We start from the raw sequence: 18,532 nt of genomic DNA on the forward strand, positions 1-18,532 counted from the left end.
TCGATGGATACCGATACGGATGACGTGGAACCGACCCTGGACCTTGAGCCGGAACCCGATCCCGACGCGCCCGTTCCGGAGGCCGCAGGCGATCCCGCCGCCGAGGCATTTGCCCGCCTTGAAGGAGAACTGGCTCTCATGCGCCGGGCGGTCCAGCACCTGGCCGCCGAGCGCGCGGACATCGTCATTCCCGACTACGGCGCGACCTTGACCGACATGGCCAAGCGGATAGGGGCGATGGGCGAGAGCCTGAAGGGCATGGCGAGCCATCCCGCGATGCAGATAACGCCTGACAGCATTGGCCAGCGGATCGCCGCAGCAGCAGAATCAGCACGGCGCAGCGACCATGAAAGGATCAGCCAGGCCCGGAGCGACTTGAACCACGCTGCCCAGGAAATGCGGAGCGTCACGGCCCAAGCGCGCACCGCCGCAGAGCAGCGGCTGCAACTCTACCAGGTGGCAGGCGGAGCGTTGCTCGCCGGAATACTGCTATGGTCTTTCCTTCCCGGCACCTTAGCCCGAACGATGCCGGAAGGCTGGCACTGGCCAGAGCGCTTGGCGGCGCGGATGGTTGGAGAATCCACACGATGGGATGCAGGTGCGCGGCTGATGCAGAGCGACAGCCCCGAGGCCTGGAATGCACTGGTGCAGGCCGCTGACATCCGGCGCGACAACCGCGAGGCCATTGACGCTTGCCGGAAGACCGCCGCATCCTCGCAGCAGCCAGTGCGATGCACTGTCAAGATTCGTCCAAATACCCAAGAAAGTAGAACAGCAACAACGTCTGAGGGGACCGCGAAACGGTCCCAGCGAGGGGCATAACAGCCCATTCCGGCTCGCACAAAATGTGGGAACAAATGTGGTTTCGATTTTCCAGAAAAGTCATTTTATCCTTTGAAAACAGAGCGATAAATAACTTGAATGGTAGCGGAGGAGGGACTCGAACCCCCGACACGCGGATTATGATTCCGCTGCTCTAACCGGCTGAGCTACTCCGCCCCGAACAGGCATTGGCACCACAAGGCGCCCCGGCAGGCGGGCCACTTAGGGTGCGGCGCTGCGCTCGTCAACCACTCACTTTGCCGCGGAACGGCCAAAACCCCACCACTTGCCAGTGGGGGTTGCAGTATCGGTGCAAGCCAAGGCCAGTAAAGGTAAATTGCCGGGGCAAGATCGTGTGTGCCAGTTCGGCTTGCAGCGCCTTTGCCGCCTCGGGCGTGACCTTGTTTTGCACGGTGATGTGCAATCGCGGCTTGTGCTGGTCCTGCACGGTAAGCATTCCGTGGAAAAGTTCAGCGATCTCTGCACGACGGGACAGCATTTCCGGACTGTCCAGCGCCAGAGCAGTCCCCATTCCCAGGTTCATCAGCCCAGTCAGCTCCGCCCTGGGTGGCCTATACTCAGCCGCTACTCGGCTGAGCACGGCCGGAAGTTCATCGCGCAGCGATGGCGCAAGCGCGTGAAACAGCGTGACATGAGCGGCCAGGTGATTCCGTTCGGGCGGAAAGTGCCGCTTGCGCAAGTCGTTGGCCCAGCGAAACAAATCCGCTGGCAACTCCGCTGTAACAATGAACGGTTCGAAGGCCATTTGTGCCTTATACCCTGAGGGGCGGCAGGCTGGGAGGGGTGGGGTATGCCTGCCGCCCCTGCACCGGAACGCCGCCAAGCCGTCCCAGTACCCTTGGGGTGATGGGCAGATACGCCCGTGCCAGTAATCTGACTAACGCGGACTTCTGGTTTGAGTGATCGCCGCAGGCGATCAGTCAAACGCGCTTGCCCGAATCGCGCACGAATTACAGGCTGCATCCGGGAGGATTATTTTATGACTGCATCGCGCCATCGCCAACTTGCCGGCACTGCCCTGCTCGCCCTTGCTCCGCTGTTGCTGGCCCAGGCCCCGGCGCCAGAAGCGCCCAAGCCGGCAACTCCGGCAACACTTGCGGCCCAACGCGCTGTCGCCGCCGCTTTGCCCATTGACGATGACCGCGACGCCACCTTCGCCCGGCAGGGTTTTCTGGGAACGCGGACCGATCCGCTGATCAAGGCCGCAGATGGCAGGCCGGTTTGGAACCTAGCCGCTTATGATTTCGTGGCGGGAGCATCACCCGACACGGTCAATCCGTCGCTGTGGCGCCATATTGGCATTCTGCGCCAGCATGGCCTGTTTCAGGTCGCTGACGGCGTCTGGCAGGTGCGCGGCTTCGATATTTCGAACATGACTGTGGTTCGCGGCGCGACAGGTTGGATCGTCATCGATCCGCTGACCGGCCGCGAGACGGCGCGGGCGGCGATTGACCTCGTCAACGAAAAGCTTGGTAAGCGCCCGGTTACCGCAGTAGTTTATAGCCATAGCCATGGCGATCACTTCGGCGGTGTGCGCGGCGTGGTTGATGAAGCCGATGTGAAGGCTGGCAAGGTGTCAATCATCGCCCCTGCCCATTTCATGACCGAAACCGTTTCAGAGAACATCATGGCCGGCGCGGCGATGGGGCGACGGGTCAATTATCAGTTCGGGACTGGCTTGCCGCCTAGCCCGCAGGGGCAAATCGGCAGCGGGATCGGTGCCGGGGTCTCCGGTGCCGAAATCACCCTGATCACGCCGACCGACACGATCAACAAGACGGGCGAGACCCGCATTGTGGATGGCGTGCCGATGGAATTCCAGATCGTGTCAGGCAGCGAGGCTCCATCCGAACTCAACGTCTACATCGCGCCGACCCGGACGTTCCTATCATCGGAAATGACCACCTGCTCGCTGCACAACATTCTGACTCCGCGCGGAGCCAAGGTACGTGATACGCGTCTATGGGCGGGCTACATCGACGAGGCCTTGCAGACCTGGGGCGGTCGCAGCGACACCCTGATCTCAAGCCACTGCTGGCCGCGTTTCGGCACAAGCGAGGTTACCGGTGCCCTCGCCTCTAACCGTGACAACTACCGCTATCTCCATGACCAGACCGTGCGCCTGATGAACAAGGGCGAGACGATGCACGAGATCGCGGAAGAGCTGAAGCAACCACCCGAAATTGCCAAGGATTGGTTCAACCATGGCTATTACGGGACCTACAACCACAATTCCAAGGCAGTCTACCAGTTCTATCTGGGCTGGTACGATGGCAACCCGGCCAACCTGAATGCCCATCCACCGGTTGACCGCGCCAAGCGCCTGGTAGCGGCAATGGGCGGTAGCAAGAAGGCCTTCTCGGCAGCGCGCAAGGCCTTCGATGCTGGCGACTATCGCTGGTCGTCGGACTTGCTCAGCCAGATCGTTTTTGCTGATTCCGCGAATAAATCCGCTCGCCTGTTGCTGGCCGACAGCCTGGAGCAACAGGGGTATCAGGCGGAGAGCGCGATTTGGCGGAACCAGTTCCTGACTGGCGCAAAGGAGCTGCGTGAGGGTGTAAAGATCCGGCCGACAAACGCACAGAATGCCGACATGATTGCGGCTGTGCCCACGCAGGAATTGCTCGATTCAGTCTCGACCCGCTTTGATCCGAGCAAGCTTGGTGGGAAGACGATGGGGATTAACCTGGTGATGCCCGAGCGGCAGGAAATCGCCGGGGTTGAAATCACCCGCACGACGATGATTGGCCGGATGAAGCCGGTGGCACAACCGGTCGTGACAATCACCGGACCGCGCCGCGCACTGCTGGGTCTGCTCTTTATGAAGATGCCATTGGCCCAGCTCGAGATGATGGGCGTCAAGGTGGATGGTGACCGTGCTGCTGCCGAAGCCTGGCTGAATGCAATCGAACCCATTCCAGGCGGGTTCAAGATCGTCGAACCCTGAGCCAAGCCGGCGGGGGCTTCGTCAGAAGTCCCCGCGGGCCTTACGGATCGTAAACCAGCGCTCAACGTTTGCGTTGTGTTCGTCCAGCGTCTTCGCGAACAGATGCCCGCCAGTGCCATCGGCCACCATGTAGAGCACATCGGTCTGCGCCGGATTGAGCACTGCCTCGATCGAGGCACGACCCGGATTGGTGATCGGCCTCTTGGGCAAACCAATCATGGTATAGGTGTTGTAATCGTTGACTGCCTGGATCTCACTCTGGCGGATCCGGCGGCCTAGCGGCTTGCCCTTGGTGATCGGGTAAATGATCGTGGGATCGGCTTGCAGCATGATCCCCTGCCTCAGCCGATTGGAATAGAGCCCGGCGACCACACCGCGCTCGCTGGACTTGCCGGTTTCCTTTTCGACAATCGCCGCCAGCGACACGGCAGCGGCGGGCGTTGTCACAACGGTATCCGGGCTGCGTTTGGCCCAAAGCTCAGCCAAGGTGCGTTGCATCGCGGCCTGCATGCGCCGCAGCACGGCCTGACGGCTTTCTCCCCGGTCAATCTCGTAAGTATCGGGCAGTACCGAACCCTCTGCGGGAACCTCGATCGTACCGGTTAACTGGCTGTTCGCCATGAGCCGTTCGTAGACCATGATCGAGGGCATGCCTTCGGGAATGGTCACGAAGCGGCGCAGAATTTCATCACCCTGGATGATCGACAGAATGCGTGACGGGCTAGCGCCTTTGGGGAGCATGAACTCCCCCGCCTTGATCGGTGCCCCTGCTCCAAAAATGCGGGCGCGGATCCGGAAGGCTTTGGCACTGCTGATTGCGCCTTGGGCTTCAAGCTTGCTGGCAACGCCGCCAAGGCTTGAACCATCGGGAACCATGAAGGCCGTGGCCCGTTCAAGCGGACCGGCGCTAAACCAACCGGCGACCAGCCAGCCAAGCGCGGCAAGCGCCAGCAGCGTCGCTGCAAGCAACGACCGGCCGCCCCGCCGCCCCAGCATCAGTCTTCGATGGCCTTCACGATCACCGAAGCGTTCGTGCCGCCAAAGCCGAAGCTGTTGTTGAGCGCGGCCCGGACCGTCCGTTTGCGGGCAACCTTGGGCACCAGATCAACGCCCTCGGTGCCCTCATCCGGGTTTTCGAGGTTAAGCGTGGGCGGGACCACCTGGTCGCGAATCGCCAGAATGCAGAAGATCGTTTCAACCGCCCCGGCTCCGCCCAGCAGATGCCCGATGGCCGATTTGGTCGAGCTCATCGAAGCGCCCGAAAGATCATCACCCAGCACACGCTTGACCGCTGACAGCTCGATCGTGTCTGCCATGGTCGAGGTACCGTGGGCGTTCACATAGTCGATATCGCCCGGCTGCAACCCGGCCTTGCGCATCGCCATCCGCATCGAAAGCTCTGCACCCTTGCCTTCCGGATGCGGCGCCGTGACGTGATAGGCATCGCCGGAAAGCCCATAACCGACCACTTCAGCATAGATCTTAGCGCCACGAGCCTTGGCGTGCTCGTATTCTTCCAGCACGACGATCCCGGCGCCCTCTCCCATCACAAAGCCATCGCGGTCCTTGTCATAGGGACGGCTGGCCTGTTCCGGGCGGTCGTTGAACGAGCAGTTAAGCGCGCGGGCCTGAGCAAAACCGGCGATCCCCAACGGATTGACGGTCCCTTCCGCGCCGCCGGCCAGCATGATGTCAGCATCGCCATCCTTAATCATCCGGGCGGCGTCACCAATCGAATGCGCACCGGTTGAGCAAGCAGTCACCACGGCGTGGTTCGGCCCCATCAGACCATACTTGATCGAAACCTGGCCCGAGATCAGGTTGATGATCCGGCCATGGACAAAGTGCGGGCTGACGCGCGACGGGCCTTTTTCGTGCAGGACGATCGACTCTTCCTCGATCCCCGGCAGGCCGCCGATCCCGGCGCCAATCGAGCAACCGGTTCGCAGCTTGAGGTCTTCGTCCATCTCGGTCAGGCCAGCATCTTCGATCGCCTGGCCCGCGGCATCGAGGCCGTAGACGATGAAGGGATCGACCTGACGCTGGATCTTGTGGTCGACGCGCTTATTCGGATCGAAACCCCAAGGGTGGTCGGCCGGCTTTACCTCACAGGCGATCTGGCACTTCTGATCGCTGGCATCGAACCGCGTGATTGGCCCGGCTCCGGACTTGCTGGCAAGCAGGTTTGCCCACGTAGTTTCGACATCGCCCCCAAGGGGAGTAACCAGACCCAGTCCCGTAACCACTACGCGGCGCATGCACTTCTCCGGATATGCGACAGGCCCAGACCCGCAGAGGGACTGAGCCTGTCAAATTTCGTGTCTCGGTTCCCGCAGTTCAACCCCTAGACAGGCTTGGGGCCAAAGCGGAAAGCAGGCTGAATCAGCCCTTGTTCTCGTCGATGTACTTGATCGCGTCCGAGACGGTGCTGATCTTCTCAGCCGCGTCATCAGGGATCTCAACGCCGAATTCTTCTTCGAACGCCATCACGAGCTCAACGATGTCGAGGCTGTCAGCGCCCAGGTCGTCGATAAAGCTCGCGTCCTCAGTCACCTTTTCAGCTTCGACGCCGAGGTGCTCGACGACAATCTTCTTAACCCGGTCAGCGGTGTCGCTCATGGATTTACCCCTTCGTGAACGGCAAATAAAACAGTGTTGAGCCCTGCCCTAGAGAACGGCGGGGCGGCTGGCAAGAGGGCTGGACAGCATCATCGGTTCGTAATCCCCACGATACGTATGCGGCCCGCTCTGGCTTGACGATCAACCCTTCGGCGGCTCGACAATGCGCAGACTAAGCTCGCGCAGCTGCTTTGGTTCCGCCGGCGAAGGCGCACCCATCAGCAGATCTTCCGCGCGCTGGTTCATCGGGAACAGTGTGATCTCGCGCAGGTTCTGCACGCCGCACAGCAGCATAACCATACGATCGACCCCGGCTGCCATGCCGCCATGCGGCGGGGCGCCATACTGGAAGGCGCGGTACATGCCGCCAAAACGTTCCTCGACATCGGCCTGCGAGAGGCCAACCAGTTCGAAGGCCTTTACCATCAAGTCAGGGTGCTGGTTGCGGATCGAACCCGATGCCAGCTCATAACCATTGCAGACCATGTCGTACTGATAGGCCTTGATGGTGAGCGGATCCTGCGTCTGCAGTGCTTCCAGGCCGCCCTGCGGCATTGAGAACGGGTTGTGCGCGAAATCGAGCTTCTTCTCTTCCTCGCTCCATTCGTAGAACGGGAAGTCGATAATCCAGCAAAAGTGGAAGGCATCTTTCTCGATCAGGTCAAGCTGCTCACCCACGCGGCTGCGGGCGGCACCGGCCAGTTTGGCGGCCTGCTCTTCCTTGCCGGCGGCGAAGAAGGCGCCATCATTCGGGCCAAGGCCTAGCTGATCCCACAGCGCGGCCATCTTGTCCTCGCCGTGGTTCTTGGCGATCGGGCCGCCGAACACGCCATCCTTGCGGGTGGCATAGCCCAGACCGGCATGGCCTTCGCTGCGGGCCCATTCGTTCATGTCATCGAAGAACTTGCGGCTGAGCCCGGCCGTTTCCGGCGCCGGAATCAGGCGGACGACGCCGCCGGTGCCAACGATTTTCTCGAACAGGCCAAAGCCCGAAGCGGTAAATTCGCTGGTGACGTCGCGAATGATCAGCGGGTTGCGCAGGTCCGGCTTGTCCGTGCCGTAATCCAGCATCGCCTTGGCATAGGGAATGCGCGGGAATTGGCCGGCGGGGGTCACCGACTTGCCATCGGCGAAGGTTTCAAAGATCCCGGCCATGACCGGCTCCATCGTCTCCCAGACCTCTTCCTGAGTGACGAAGCTCATTTCCAGGTCGAGCTGATAGAACTCGCCCGGCAGGCGGTCCGCCCGCGGGTCTTCATCGCGGAAGCACGGTGCGATCTGGAAATACCGATCAAACCCGGCGACCATCAGCAGCTGCTTATACTGCTGCGGCGCCTGCGGCAGCGCAAAGAACTTGCCGGTATGGATGCGGCTCGGCACCAGGAAGTCGCGTGCGCCTTCGGGGCTGCTTGCGGTCAGGATCGGAGTCGAAAACTCTGTGAAGCCGATATCCTCCATCCGACGGCGCGTTTCGCGGATAATCGCGGTGCGCGTCATGATATTGGCATGCAGCGTCTCGCGGCGCAGGTCGAGGAAGCGGTAACGCAGGCGGATATCTTCGGGATATTCCTGCTCACCCGCCACCGGCAGCGGCAGTTCTTCGGCGCGACTGAGCACCGTCGCCGAGCGGGCGAAGACCTCGATTTCACCCGTTGGCAATCCCGCGTTGACAGTGCTGGCAGAGCGGGCCTTCACCTCGCCGTCGATCGTGACGACCGACTCCACGCGCAGGCCTTCCAGGATCGGCAGCGCCGGGCTGTCGGCATCGGCGACGATTTGGGTCATTCCGTAATGGTCGCGCAGGTCAACGAACAGCACGCCGCCATGGTCGCGCTTACGGTGGACCCAGCCCGACAGGCGGATGGTCTGGCCTACATCGCTGGCGCGGAGCGCGCCACAGGTGTGCGAACGATAAAGATGCATCGAAACTCTTTCCAATCGGCCTGCAATGATGCAGGGGCGAAGGCGCGGCTAACAGGCGATGGCCGCACATTTGTCAAGCCGGGGGCTCGCACGGGCCCAACTACAGAAAAGAAGCATGAAGATACACCCCCTGATCACCGACAGCGCAGAACTCGCAGCGCTGTGCGAAAGGCTCGCTAAGGCAGACTTCGTGTGCGTCGACACCGAATTCATGCGCGAGAACACCTATTGGCCCGAACTCTGCCTGATCCAGATCGCGGATACACAGGAAGCGGCGGCGATTGATCCGCTGGCAAAAGGGCTCGATTTATCACCGCTGCTCGATCTGCTGGTGGATAACGAGCATGTCCTGAAGATCTTTCACGCCGGCGGACAGGATGTGGAAATCATCTACAATCTGACCGGAAAAACGCCGCACCCGATCTTCGACACCCAGATCGCCATGATGGCGATCAGCCAAAGTGAGCAGATCGGCTACTCGAACCTCGTCGAAAGCTGGATGGGTCTGCAGATCGACAAGGGTGCGCGCTTTACCGACTGGTCACGCCGTCCGCTGACCGAACGGCAGATCGAATATGCCATCGGCGACGTAACCCACTTGTCCAAGATCTTCCCTAAGATCCTGGCCCGTCTGATCAAGACCGGGCGCGGAGCCTGGCTGGATATCGAGATGGAGAAGCTCGCCGACCCAGCGAACTACCGCAACGATCCCTCGATCGCCTGGCTGCGGATCAAGGCGGCTGGTCGGAACCCTGCGATGCTGGGCAGGCTGCAGGCGCTCGCAGCATGGCGCGAACACGAAGCGCAGGACAAAAACATTCCGCGCGGCCGGATCGCACGGGATGAAACCTTGGCCGATATTGCCAGTCACCCGCCCAAGACACAGGCCGATTTGGCGAAGGTTCGCGGACTTTCAGCCGGATGGAAGGATAATGAAATCGGCAAGCGGATGATGGCCACGCTCGAAGCGGCCAAGCCGCTGAGTGATGATGAGCTGCCGCCCCGTACGTCCCGCGGTGCACCGCTGGGCAAAGAGGGCGCGCTCGTTGCCGACCTGCTCAAGCTGTTGCTGAAGATCCGCAGCCGCGAGATTGACGTGGCCGCCCGCCTGCTGGCCCGCAGCGAAGATCTTGAACTGCTGGCCGCGGGTGTGCGTGAATTGCCACTGCTCGAAGGCTGGCGGTATGAGCAGTTCGGCCGCGATGCGCTGGAACTGGTCGAAGGCAGGCTGGCCTTTGCTGTGGTCAAGGGCCGCCTAAAGATGGCCCATATCGACGAAATTGGTGGCAATAGTGATGCCGAACCCGCCTCGGCTGCGGCAGAGTAGGCGGTCATGACCACTTACCTTCCGACACTCAAACAGCTGCAGTATCTTGTCGCGTTGCATGAACACGGCCACTTTGGCCGGGCGGCCGATGCGTGCTTTGTTTCGCAGTCAACGCTATCCGCCGGCCTGCGGGACCTTGAAACACTGCTTGATGTTGTGCTGGTCGAGCGGACCAAACGAGCGGTGCGCTTCACCCCTCTGGGCAATGCCGTCGTGGCGAAAGCCCACCGGCTTCTAAGGGAAGCCGAAGAACTTTCCGACATGGTGCAAAGCGCTGGCCAACCCCTGGCCGGCGAAGTGCGGATGAGCGTGATCCCGACAATTGCCCCGTTCCTGCTGCCGCGGATGCTGCCGCGCCTGCGCCGCGAGCGTCCGCAGCTTAAGCTCTACCTGCGTGAAGAAACCAGCCAAGCTGCTCTTGAAAGTCTGCACCACGGACGCAGCGATTGCGTTTTGCTGGCGCTGCCCTTTCCCACCGGCGAGGTGGAAAAAGAGACTATCGAACTTGATGCGCTCTACGTCGCCTTTCCAAAGGACGACCCGCGTGATCCTCCGGCGGAAATCTCGGCCGACCTTATCGACGAAAACCGGCTGCTGCTGCTGGAAGACGGGCACTGCCTGAAGGAGCATGCGCTCGCCGCGTGCAACCGGGCTGAACTGCGCGCAAGTGCAACGATGATCGGCACTTCGCTGCACACCCTCGTGCAGATGGTCGATAATGGCCTTGGCCTCACCATGCTGCCGGAAATGGCGCTCGATGCCGGAATTCTGAACGGTACGCAGGTTGTTGCCCGGCCACTGATCAGCGAATCCGCCAACCGCGAAATCGCGCTGGTCTGGCGCAAGAATAGCCCGCGCGGTGAGGAGTTTCGCCTGCTGGCAGAGGAACTGCGCGCGGGCTAGTTCAATCCATGTGCTTGAGGCCCACCCGCAAATAATCCCAACCGGTAATCACGGTCAGCGCTGCCGCCGCCCACAGCGTTGTCAGACCGACTGTATGCGGAAAGTTGATCGTCAGCCCCGCGAGGTTGACGGTCCATTGCGGCAGAGCAACACCCAGAATCAAGGCCCCAAGGCAAACGAGTTGGAAGGTCGTTTTCCACTTGGCAAGGCGGCTGACCGGCACCGACACTTGCAGCCCGCCAAGAAACTCCCGCAAGCCGGAGACCGCGATCTCGCGCACAAGGATCACCAGGCCGGCAATCACGTGCATATCCCCTACATAAGGGCCGCGCAGGATACCCTGCGCCGTCAGGGTCAGGATCACCGTGGCAACCATAATCTTGTCGGCAATCGGATCCAAAAAGATTCCAAGGCGCGAAACGGCACCGCTGGTGCGGGCCAAATAGCCGTCAAAATAGTCGGTAATGCCCATCAGTACGTAAAGCACGAAGGCCAGACCATAGCCGACGCGCCATTCAGGCCACCACAGCAGGAAGGCCAGCAAGGGCAAGGCAGCGATCCGCGAGAGCGTCAGAATGTTCGGCAGGGTCCACATCGCAGCCCAAGCCTAGCCCGGATCGGGCCAGTGCAAAAGGGATCAACTGCTATTGTCCGCACTGTTTCTCCCGCTAGAGCAAGATAACCGCGCAATCCACGCAGGGGCCGCATGACCACCTCGACCCACCTGATCCGCAGCCGCCGATTCCTGCCGCTGTTCGTCACCCAGCTGTTCAATGCGTTCAACGACAATCTCTATCGCAATGCGATGGTCTTCTTCGTTGTCTACACGCTGTACAACTCGGAAGCGGCAGAGGGTCTTTTCAGCGCCGTTGCCTCGGCCCTGTTCATCGCGCCATTCTTCCTGCTTTCGGCGCTGGCCGGGCAGCTGGCCGATATGCGTGACAAGGCCCGGATTATTCGTGTCGTGAAGGCTTCGGAAATCGGCATCATGTTGGTGGGTGGCCTAGGCTTGTTGCTGGCCTGGCAGGGCTTGCTCAACCAGACTTTTACGATTGGCCTGATGCTGCTGGCATTGCTGGCGATGGGCGTTCATTCCACCTTCTTCGGTCCGATCAAGTACGCGATCCTGCCCCAACACCTGCATGAAGATGAAGTGCTTGCCGGCACGGGGTTGGTAGAGGCCGGAACCTATATCGCCATTCTTGCCGGGACGATCCTGGCGGGATGGATCCCGGTTGAATGGGCGGCAGCGGGCGTCGTCTTGACCGCGGTCATCGGCTACATCACCTCTCGCTATGTGCCCCCAGCTCCGCCACAGACCCCCGAACAGCCGCTCGATTTTCATCTGTGGCGATCTTCCATCGCGCTCATCAAGCATACCATGAAGGACCAACGGGTCTTTCTGGCGATCATGGCAATCAGCTTCTTCTGGGCTATCGGCGCGGTCCTGTTCATCCAGTTCCCACCACTTGCCAAGAACGTGATCTCGGCCAGCAAGGAAGTGGCCAGCCTGTTCCTTGTGGTCTTTTCGATCGGCGTATCGATCGGCTCCGTTTCGGTGAACGCGCTGCTGCGCGGCACGGTTTCGGCGCGCTATGCTCCTGTTTCAGTGATCGTAATGGCGCTGTTTGTCGTCGCGTTCTGGTGGGTTTGCCATTCCTGGCCTGCTCCGAGCGGTGACACCTTGCTGGATACGTCGGGTTTCCTGCGACAACCGCTGGCGATCCCGCTGATGCTCAGCCTCCTTGGTATCTCGGTTGCTGGCGGCATGTTCGTCGTGCCGCTCTACGCCTTCCTGACCACCTTCGTCGATAAATCGGAAACCGCACGGACCATTGCCGCCAACAACATCGTCAACTCCGGCGCGATGGTTCTGGGTTCAGTCCTCGCCCTGGGCATGAGCGCCGCCGGCTTGCCGATGGTCGACCAACTGCTGCTGGGCGCGGCAATGTGCCTTTACTCTGCTTGGCTGGGCCAGAAGCTTGTCCAGGCAGAGCGGGCCGCGCTCCTCATATAAGAAACGCACTTACCGCGACAAAGCAGGCGCAGTAGGCAAGCAAAAAGTCCTTTAGGTCCTGCTGATTGAGACGAGACACACTTCGCCGTTCGTCGGGCAGCGGCCCTCGCCGAATGTGCTGAGGTAAACTCGCCAGGAATGGGTGGCGAGCCCCCTCGTCGGTTAGAACCAGCGCGCGTCTCATGAGAGAGACTTTAACCAACGATTCACCGTTATGACAGCGACGTTTAAGCCCTTGCGCAATGGCTTCCCAAAGTGGGACAGCATTCCATACGACGATAAACGCCGAAGTCTCGTTGCCCCTTTCGGGCGCACTGGCTAAAACGCAAAAATGACACAACAGACCAGCATCAACGGTGGTCGGCTGCTCGTCGATTGCCTTATCGAACAGGGTTGCGACCGGATTTTCACTGTCCCGGGTGAGAGCTTTCTAGCCGTGCTCGACGCGCTGCACGACAGCCCACAAATCGAAACTGTCATTTGCCGGCAAGAAGGCGGCGCAGCATTCATGGCCTGCGCTGATGGGGCGATGACGGGCAAGCCCGGCGTGTGCTTCGTTACCCGCGGCCCTGGCGCGACCAACGCCAGCATTGGCGCGCATGTGGCGTTCCAGGATTCGCAGCCGATGCTGCTGTTTATTGGCGATGTCGATCGCGGGATGAAGGACCGCGAAGGCTTCCAGGAAGTCGACTTCACCACCATGTTCGCACCGCTGGCAAAGCTGGTCCTGCGGATCGACGATCCGCGTCGTATTCCCGAATACATCGCCCGGGCATGGGCGACCGCGATTGCCGGGCGTCCAGGCCCAGTTGTTATCGCGCTGCCTGAAGACATGCTGCTGGAGGAAGTAACCGGACTGGCTGCCCGCCCCGCCGTCGCGCGGCCAGCCCAGGCCATTTGCCCCGATGCAATGGGCACCTTGATGCGCATGCTCGAAGATGCCTGCGCACCCGTTGCAATCATTGGCGGAGCCGGCTGGCACACCAAGGCGCGCGAGCATTTCACCAGCTTTGCCGAGCGGGTCGGCTTGCCCGTTGCCGGAGCTTTCCGCCGCCAGGATGCCATCCCCAATTCCAGCCAGGCCTGGGCCGGCAACCTTGGATACGGCCCCAATCCGAAGCTGGTTGAGCGGATCAAGTCTGCCGACCTGGTACTGGTGGTTGGCGCGCGGCTCGGCGAAGCGACGACAGACAGCTACACGCTGGTCACGCCTGATCATCCCGGTCAGGTTCTGGTCCACATTCACCCGGACCCTGCGGAACTCGGCCGGGTCTATCGCGCCGACCTCGCGATTTGCGCCGACATGGCCGAGTTCGCCGAGGCAGCCGATCTTTGGGACGATGATATCGTACCTTTTGATGCCGGACCTGAGGCGCACAAGCAGTGGCTTGAATGGTCGAGCCCCCTGCCCAACGGCCACAAGCTAGATATGGGGCAGGTTGTCGCCACCATGCGCCGGGAGCTGCCCGACGATGCGATTATCTGCAACGGTGCCGGGAACTTCTCGGGCTGGTGGCACCGGTATTGGCACTACAATGGCTTCCCCAGTCAGCTCGCGCCAACTGCCGGGGCCATGGGCTATGGTGTTCCCGCGGCCGTTGCCGCCGCGAAGCGGTTCCCCGAGCGCACCGTGATAGCCTTAGCCGGCGACGGGGACTTCCTGATGAATGGACAGGAACTGGCCACGGCCGTGCAATATGGCTGCGACCTGTTGGTCGTTCTGGTCGACAACGGGGCCTATGGCACGATCCGAATGCACCAGGAACGCGAGTTTCCGGAGCGTGTTTCCGGGACTACGCTGCATAACCCCGACTTTGCGGCACTGGCGCGGGCCTATGGCGGATGGGCCGAACGGGTGGAAACCAACACCGAGTTCGATGCTGCGCTGGCAGCAGCCAGGAGCCGCAAAGGTCTGCGCCTGCTACACCTTGTAATCGATATTGAGCAGCTCAGTGCCGGCGGGGCCAGCGTTTCAGGTTTGCGTGCGAGGGCAAAGAGCTAGGCGTCGCCGGTCAGCTTAAGGATATAGTCCCATTCCGAAGGCTTTACCGCCGACACGGACAGGCGGAACTTGGTCAGCAGGTCCATATCGGCCAGCGCAGGATCCGCCTTTATTTCCTTCAGCGTAACCGCGCGCTTCAGCTTGCGAACGGCCCTCAGCTTGACCGCTGACCACCGCCCGGTCTCATCAGTCGGGTCAGGAATATTGGAAGCAGTTATCTCCGCAATTCCAACGATCTCCACACCAATATTCGAGTGATAGAAGAAGATCAGGTCACCCGGCTGCATGGCCCGCAAATTGTTGCGTGCAGTGTAATTGCGAACGCCGTCCCAGGTCACCTCACCCTCTGCGACCAGGTCATCCCAGCTGTAGACATCCGGTTCCGATTTCATCAGCCAGTATGATTTGATTTTCGTCATGCCAGAACTCGCGAAAGGGTTTATGGGGCGGCCCATTGCCTTAGAATCTCGAAAGCGTCCACTCCATGTCCCTGACTTCCCTCCCCGTCCTCTCGTTGACCATGCCCAAGGCCGAATTTGCCAAGGCCATCGGGGAGAGCTTCCGGACCTTCGGCTTTGCCATGGTCAAGGATTTCGCCATCGACCGGGATCTGATCGATCGGGCCTGGAAACTGTCGGAAGCGCTCTTTGCCCTGCCCGAGGACGAAAAGCGCAGCTACCACAATCCGGCGATTTCCGGTGCCCGCGGCTACACGCCATTTGGGGTGGAGATTGCCAAGGATGCCAAGCACCACGACCTGAAAGAATTCTGGCACGTGGGCCGCGATCTGCCCGAAGGCAGCCCGCTGGCCGACGCCTCGATGCCGCCGAATGTCTGGCCAGACCGCCCGGAGGGATTCAAGGCCGTGTTCTCTGAGCTTTACCGCCAGTTCGATGAAGCCGGAGCGACGATCCTATCGGCCATCGCGCTCTATCTTGGGCTGGATGAGAACTGGTTTGAGCCGGGAATCGACGATGGAAACTCGGTCATGCGGCTGCTGCACTATCCGCCGATTCCCAACCTTGAAGGCGAAGCAATCCGAGCCGGTGCCCACGGTGACATCAACCTGATCACCCTGTTGCTTGGGGCCGAGGAAGCCGGTCTGGAACTGCTTTTCCAGGGCAAGGAATGGATCAGCGCCTCACCGCCCGAAGGGGCCATGGTGATCAATGTTGGGGATATGCTGGAGCGTCTGACCAACCATTACCTGCCGTCCACAATCCACCGCGTCCGCAACCCGAACCCAGAGCGGGCTGCCTACAGCCGCTATTCAATGCCGTTCTTCCTGCATCTGCGCAGCGATTTCCCGATCAAGACCTTGCCGCAATGTGTTTCGCCCGAGAATCCGGACCGCTATCCAGAGCCGATCACCGCCGATGAATTCCTTCAACAGCGACTTCGCGAAATTGGCCTAAAAAAGTGATGCACGAAGCTTAACCTAAATTTCAGCATAGTCTGGGACCCTTACGCTCGAACTTCGGGGCAAAGGGATCCATGGCAGGGGCGGCTTCAACGACTGAGCGCATACAGCGTGACTATGTCACGCAGAGCGTGGCGTTAACGGCGATCATATTGTTTGCGGTGATGGGCACGCAAGTTCTGCCGCAGGTTCTGCGCGGCATATTCGGCCATGGCCGCGGACCAGACCAACTCGTCACCAGCGCTCTGCTGCTCAACATTGCCCTCATCCTGTTTGGCTGGCGTCGACTTCGCGCTCTGCGTGGCGAAGTGGCAGTCAATCGCGAAGCTGCGGCAGAAGCGCGGGAACTGGCCGAAACCGATTCACTGACAGGCTGCCTTAATCGGCGAAGTATCCAGACTGCAACCGAGGAGTTGCTGCTTTCGGCGCGCGCGCGCGGTCAAATGCTCGCCTTCGCAATGCTGGATCTCGACAATTTCAAACACGTAAATGATCTTCATAGCCACCAGGCTGGTGATGCAATCCTGCAGGCTGCAGCCCAGCGATTGCAGCAGCTTCTTCCCACTGGATCGCTTCTGGCGCGGATCGGGGGAGACGAATTTGCTTGCGTCATGGTCTTGAACGCAACGGAATGTGAGCAGATTGATCGCCTGGCAGCACAGCTGACCGACCAACTGGGGCGTTCGGTCTTCTGGAATGGACTAGAAATCGAAGCCACAGTTTCGATTGGCCTGTCCCGAAGCGATCGAGATGGCAACGACGTCCAAACCCTGCTCCACAAAGCTGATATTGCCATGTTCAATGCGAAGCGCCAGGGCCGCAACCGCGTGGCATGGTTCATGCCAGCGATGGAGAGCGAACTGCGCTTTCGAAGCGAGCTTGAGGCTGGCATCCGACGCGGGATAACCCGTGGTGAATTTGTTCCCTATTACGAGAAACAGATTGACCTGACGACCGGTGAACTTGTCGGCTTCGAGATGTTGGCGCGCTGGATTTCACCCACGCTGGGTCGAGTGGGTCCAGACATCTTCATTCCTGTCGCAGAAGAGATCGGAGCGATCGCAGATCTCTCCGAATCCGTGATCCGTCAGGCCTTGCGCGATGCCCGCCAATGGGACCCGAGCCTTACCCTGGCCGTGAATATATCCCCGGTACAGTTACGCGATCCTTGGTTCGCGCAGAAGCTGCTCAAATTGCTGGTCGAAGCCAATTTTCCGCCACACCGGCTCGAAATCGAGATTACCGAGAGCAATCTGCACGAGAACATCGGCCTTGTCCGAACGATGATCAAAAGCCTAAAAAATCAGGGCATTCGGGTCAGCCTCGATGATTTCGGAACCGGCTACAGCTCCCTCGCGCAATTGCGCAACCTTCCGTTCGATCGGATCAAGATTGACCGCAGCTTCGTGACCAGCCTGCCAGACAGCGATGAGAGCCAAGCGATTGTGCGCTCGATTGTAGCACTTGGCAAAGGCCTGGGTTTGCCGGTGACGGCTGAGGGTGTTGAAACCGAAGCAGTACTCACAGCACTGGGTGATTTTGAAGGACTGAAGGCGCAGGGCTACGATTACGGTTATCCCGAACCCGCCGATGTAACACTTGCCGGCCTCCGCCAACTGCATTTGACGTTGGAGCATGGCAGCCACGCCACCAAAGGCCGCAGCCGCATCGCCTGACACTGGACGCGCAGCGGCACAGCGCATAAACGCAGCCCATGCGCGTTCCGTTCATCAAGATGCATGGCCTGGGTAACGATTTCATCGTGCTTGACGCGCGCAAAGGCGGCGTGCCTGCCATGACGAACCGGCTGGCCGCCGCACTTGCCGATCGCAAGACCGGGATCGGATGCGATCAGCTGATCCTGCTGGAACTGTCCGAACATGCGGATGTGCGGATGCGGATCTTCAATGCGGATGGCAGCGAAGTCGAAGCCTGTGGCAATGCAACCCGCGCGGTCGGGCTCCTGCTTGCCAAGCCAGCGTTGATTGAAACGCTGGGCGGCATGCTCGCAACCGATCCTGTCGAGTGCGGGATTGCTGTCGACATGGGCGAACCTAGGTTTGAGTGGGATGCTATCCCGCTGGCCTATCCACTCGATACCCAGGCCCTGCCGGTCGGCTGGGAAGACCTGGAAAACCCGGGTGCCGTGAATGTGGGCAACCCTCACGTGGTGTTCTTTGTTGCCGATACCGATGCCGTTGACCTGCAGCGGCTGGGGCCATTGATCGAGCACGATCCACTGTTTCCGGCACGGATCAATGTGAATGTTGCGACCATTGTTTCCCGCACCGAAATCCGCCTGCGGGTCTGGGAACGCGGCGTAGGCGAAACCCGGGCCTGTGGGACCGGAGCCTGCGCCACTGCTATTGCCGCCATGCGCCGCGGAATGGTGGATCGGGGCAATGTGACCGTCCAACTGCCTGGCGGGTCGCTGCAGATCGGCTGGGGGACAGACAACCGCATTGCCATGACCGGCCCCGCTGCCGAGAGTTTCCGCGGCACGTTCGATCCGGACGCGTTCGGAGCCTGAC

At 60.7% G+C, this 18,532-nt stretch carries 16 protein-coding genes and 1 tRNA gene; 9 read left to right on the forward strand and 8 right to left on the reverse strand.

Going from position 1 to position 18,532, the window contains the following annotated elements; translation table 11 throughout:
* Nucleotides 1-3: 3 nt before the first annotated feature.
* On the forward strand, nucleotides 4-822 hold the full coding sequence (locus tag RQP55_RS02285) for a DUF6118 family protein (protein ID WP_315608552.1): 819 nt from the start codon (nucleotides 4-6) through the stop codon (nucleotides 820-822).
* A gap of 100 nt (nucleotides 823-922) precedes the next feature.
* On the opposite strand, the gene RQP55_RS02290 is transcribed toward RQP55_RS02285, so the two are convergent.
* Nucleotides 923-999, reverse strand: a tRNA-Met gene (locus RQP55_RS02290).
* Nucleotides 1,000-1,066: 67 nt separating this feature from the next.
* On the reverse strand, nucleotides 1,067-1,588 hold the full coding sequence (locus RQP55_RS02295) for a 2'-5' RNA ligase family protein (RefSeq protein ID WP_315608553.1): 522 nt from the start codon (nucleotides 1,586-1,588) through the stop codon (nucleotides 1,067-1,069).
* Between the two features lie 234 nt (nucleotides 1,589-1,822).
* Between RQP55_RS02295 and RQP55_RS02300 the strand changes: the two genes are divergently transcribed.
* Nucleotides 1,823-3,790, forward strand: a complete 1,968-nt coding sequence (locus RQP55_RS02300) for an alkyl/aryl-sulfatase (RefSeq protein WP_315608554.1) — start codon at nucleotides 1,823-1,825, stop codon at nucleotides 3,788-3,790.
* Between the two features lie 21 nt (nucleotides 3,791-3,811).
* Here the strand turns inward: RQP55_RS02300 and mltG are convergent, their stop codons facing one another.
* The 4 genes from mltG to aspS form a co-directional block, all read right to left on the reverse strand.
* Nucleotides 3,812-4,786: an endolytic transglycosylase MltG gene (gene mltG / locus RQP55_RS02305; RefSeq protein WP_315608555.1), complete on the reverse strand. Its 975-nt coding sequence runs from the start codon at nucleotides 4,784-4,786 to the stop codon at nucleotides 3,812-3,814.
* Nucleotides 4,786-6,048, reverse strand: a complete 1,263-nt coding sequence (fabF, locus tag RQP55_RS02310; RefSeq protein ID WP_315608556.1) for a beta-ketoacyl-ACP synthase II — start codon at nucleotides 6,046-6,048, stop codon at nucleotides 4,786-4,788. Before fabF ends, mltG begins: the two co-directional genes overlap by 1 nt.
* A gap of 124 nt (nucleotides 6,049-6,172) precedes the next feature.
* Nucleotides 6,173-6,409, reverse strand: coding sequence for an acyl carrier protein (locus tag RQP55_RS02315; protein WP_147091056.1), 237 nt, complete (start codon nucleotides 6,407-6,409; stop codon nucleotides 6,173-6,175).
* Between the two features lie 141 nt (nucleotides 6,410-6,550).
* The gene (gene aspS / locus RQP55_RS02320) at nucleotides 6,551-8,332 is read right to left on the reverse strand and encodes an aspartate--tRNA ligase (protein WP_315608557.1); all 1,782 of its coding nucleotides are present in this window, start codon (nucleotides 8,330-8,332) and stop codon (nucleotides 6,551-6,553) included.
* Nucleotides 8,333-8,447: 115 nt separating this feature from the next.
* On the opposite strand from aspS, the gene rnd reads away from it, so the two are divergent.
* Nucleotides 8,448-9,659 carry a ribonuclease D gene (gene rnd, locus RQP55_RS02325; RefSeq protein WP_315608558.1) on the forward strand — a complete coding sequence of 404 codons (1,212 nt, stop codon included), beginning with the start codon at nucleotides 8,448-8,450 and terminating at the stop codon, nucleotides 9,657-9,659.
* A gap of 6 nt (nucleotides 9,660-9,665) precedes the next feature.
* Nucleotides 9,666-10,562 (forward strand): hydrogen peroxide-inducible genes activator, encoded by an 897-nt coding sequence (locus RQP55_RS02330; protein WP_315608559.1) that lies wholly within the window; start codon nucleotides 9,666-9,668, stop codon nucleotides 10,560-10,562.
* A 1-nt stretch (nucleotide 10,563) separates the two neighbouring features.
* On the opposite strand, the gene pgsA is transcribed toward RQP55_RS02330, so the two are convergent.
* Nucleotides 10,564-11,157 carry a CDP-diacylglycerol--glycerol-3-phosphate 3-phosphatidyltransferase gene (pgsA, locus tag RQP55_RS02335; RefSeq protein ID WP_315608560.1) on the reverse strand — a complete coding sequence of 198 codons (594 nt, stop codon included), beginning with the start codon at nucleotides 11,155-11,157 and terminating at the stop codon, nucleotides 10,564-10,566.
* Nucleotides 11,158-11,268: 111 nt separating this feature from the next.
* On the opposite strand from pgsA, the gene RQP55_RS02340 reads away from it, so the two are divergent.
* Together RQP55_RS02340 and RQP55_RS02345 are read left to right on the forward strand one after the other, a co-directional pair.
* A complete protein-coding gene (locus RQP55_RS02340) occupies nucleotides 11,269-12,579 on the forward strand; it encodes an MFS transporter (protein WP_315608561.1) in 1,311 nt (436 codons plus the stop codon).
* 331 nt (nucleotides 12,580-12,910) lie between these two features.
* On the forward strand, nucleotides 12,911-14,581 hold the full coding sequence (locus tag RQP55_RS02345) for a thiamine pyrophosphate-binding protein (protein WP_315608562.1): 1,671 nt from the start codon (nucleotides 12,911-12,913) through the stop codon (nucleotides 14,579-14,581).
* On the opposite strand, the gene RQP55_RS02350 is transcribed toward RQP55_RS02345, so the two are convergent.
* Complete coding sequence (locus RQP55_RS02350; protein ID WP_315608563.1) at nucleotides 14,578-15,000, reverse strand: EVE domain-containing protein; 423 nt, start codon at nucleotides 14,998-15,000, stop codon at nucleotides 14,578-14,580. The genes RQP55_RS02345 and RQP55_RS02350 overlap by 4 nt on opposite strands.
* Nucleotides 15,001-15,065: 65 nt before the next feature.
* Between RQP55_RS02350 and RQP55_RS02355 the strand changes: the two genes are divergently transcribed.
* From RQP55_RS02355 to dapF, 3 genes are all read left to right on the forward strand, one after another.
* Nucleotides 15,066-16,004, forward strand: a complete 939-nt coding sequence (locus RQP55_RS02355) for an isopenicillin N synthase family dioxygenase (RefSeq protein WP_315608564.1) — start codon at nucleotides 15,066-15,068, stop codon at nucleotides 16,002-16,004.
* A 71-nt stretch (nucleotides 16,005-16,075) separates the two neighbouring features.
* Nucleotides 16,076-17,677 (forward strand): putative bifunctional diguanylate cyclase/phosphodiesterase, encoded by a 1,602-nt coding sequence (locus RQP55_RS02360; protein ID WP_315608565.1) that lies wholly within the window; start codon nucleotides 16,076-16,078, stop codon nucleotides 17,675-17,677.
* Between the two features lie 38 nt (nucleotides 17,678-17,715).
* A complete protein-coding gene (gene dapF / locus RQP55_RS02365) occupies nucleotides 17,716-18,531 on the forward strand; it encodes a diaminopimelate epimerase (protein WP_315608566.1) in 816 nt (271 codons plus the stop codon).
* Nucleotide 18,532: the final 1 nt, after the last annotated feature.

This window comes from Novosphingobium sp. APW14, assembly GCF_032337075.1.
Taxonomy (GTDB): Bacteria; Pseudomonadota; Alphaproteobacteria; order Sphingomonadales; family Sphingomonadaceae; genus Novosphingobium.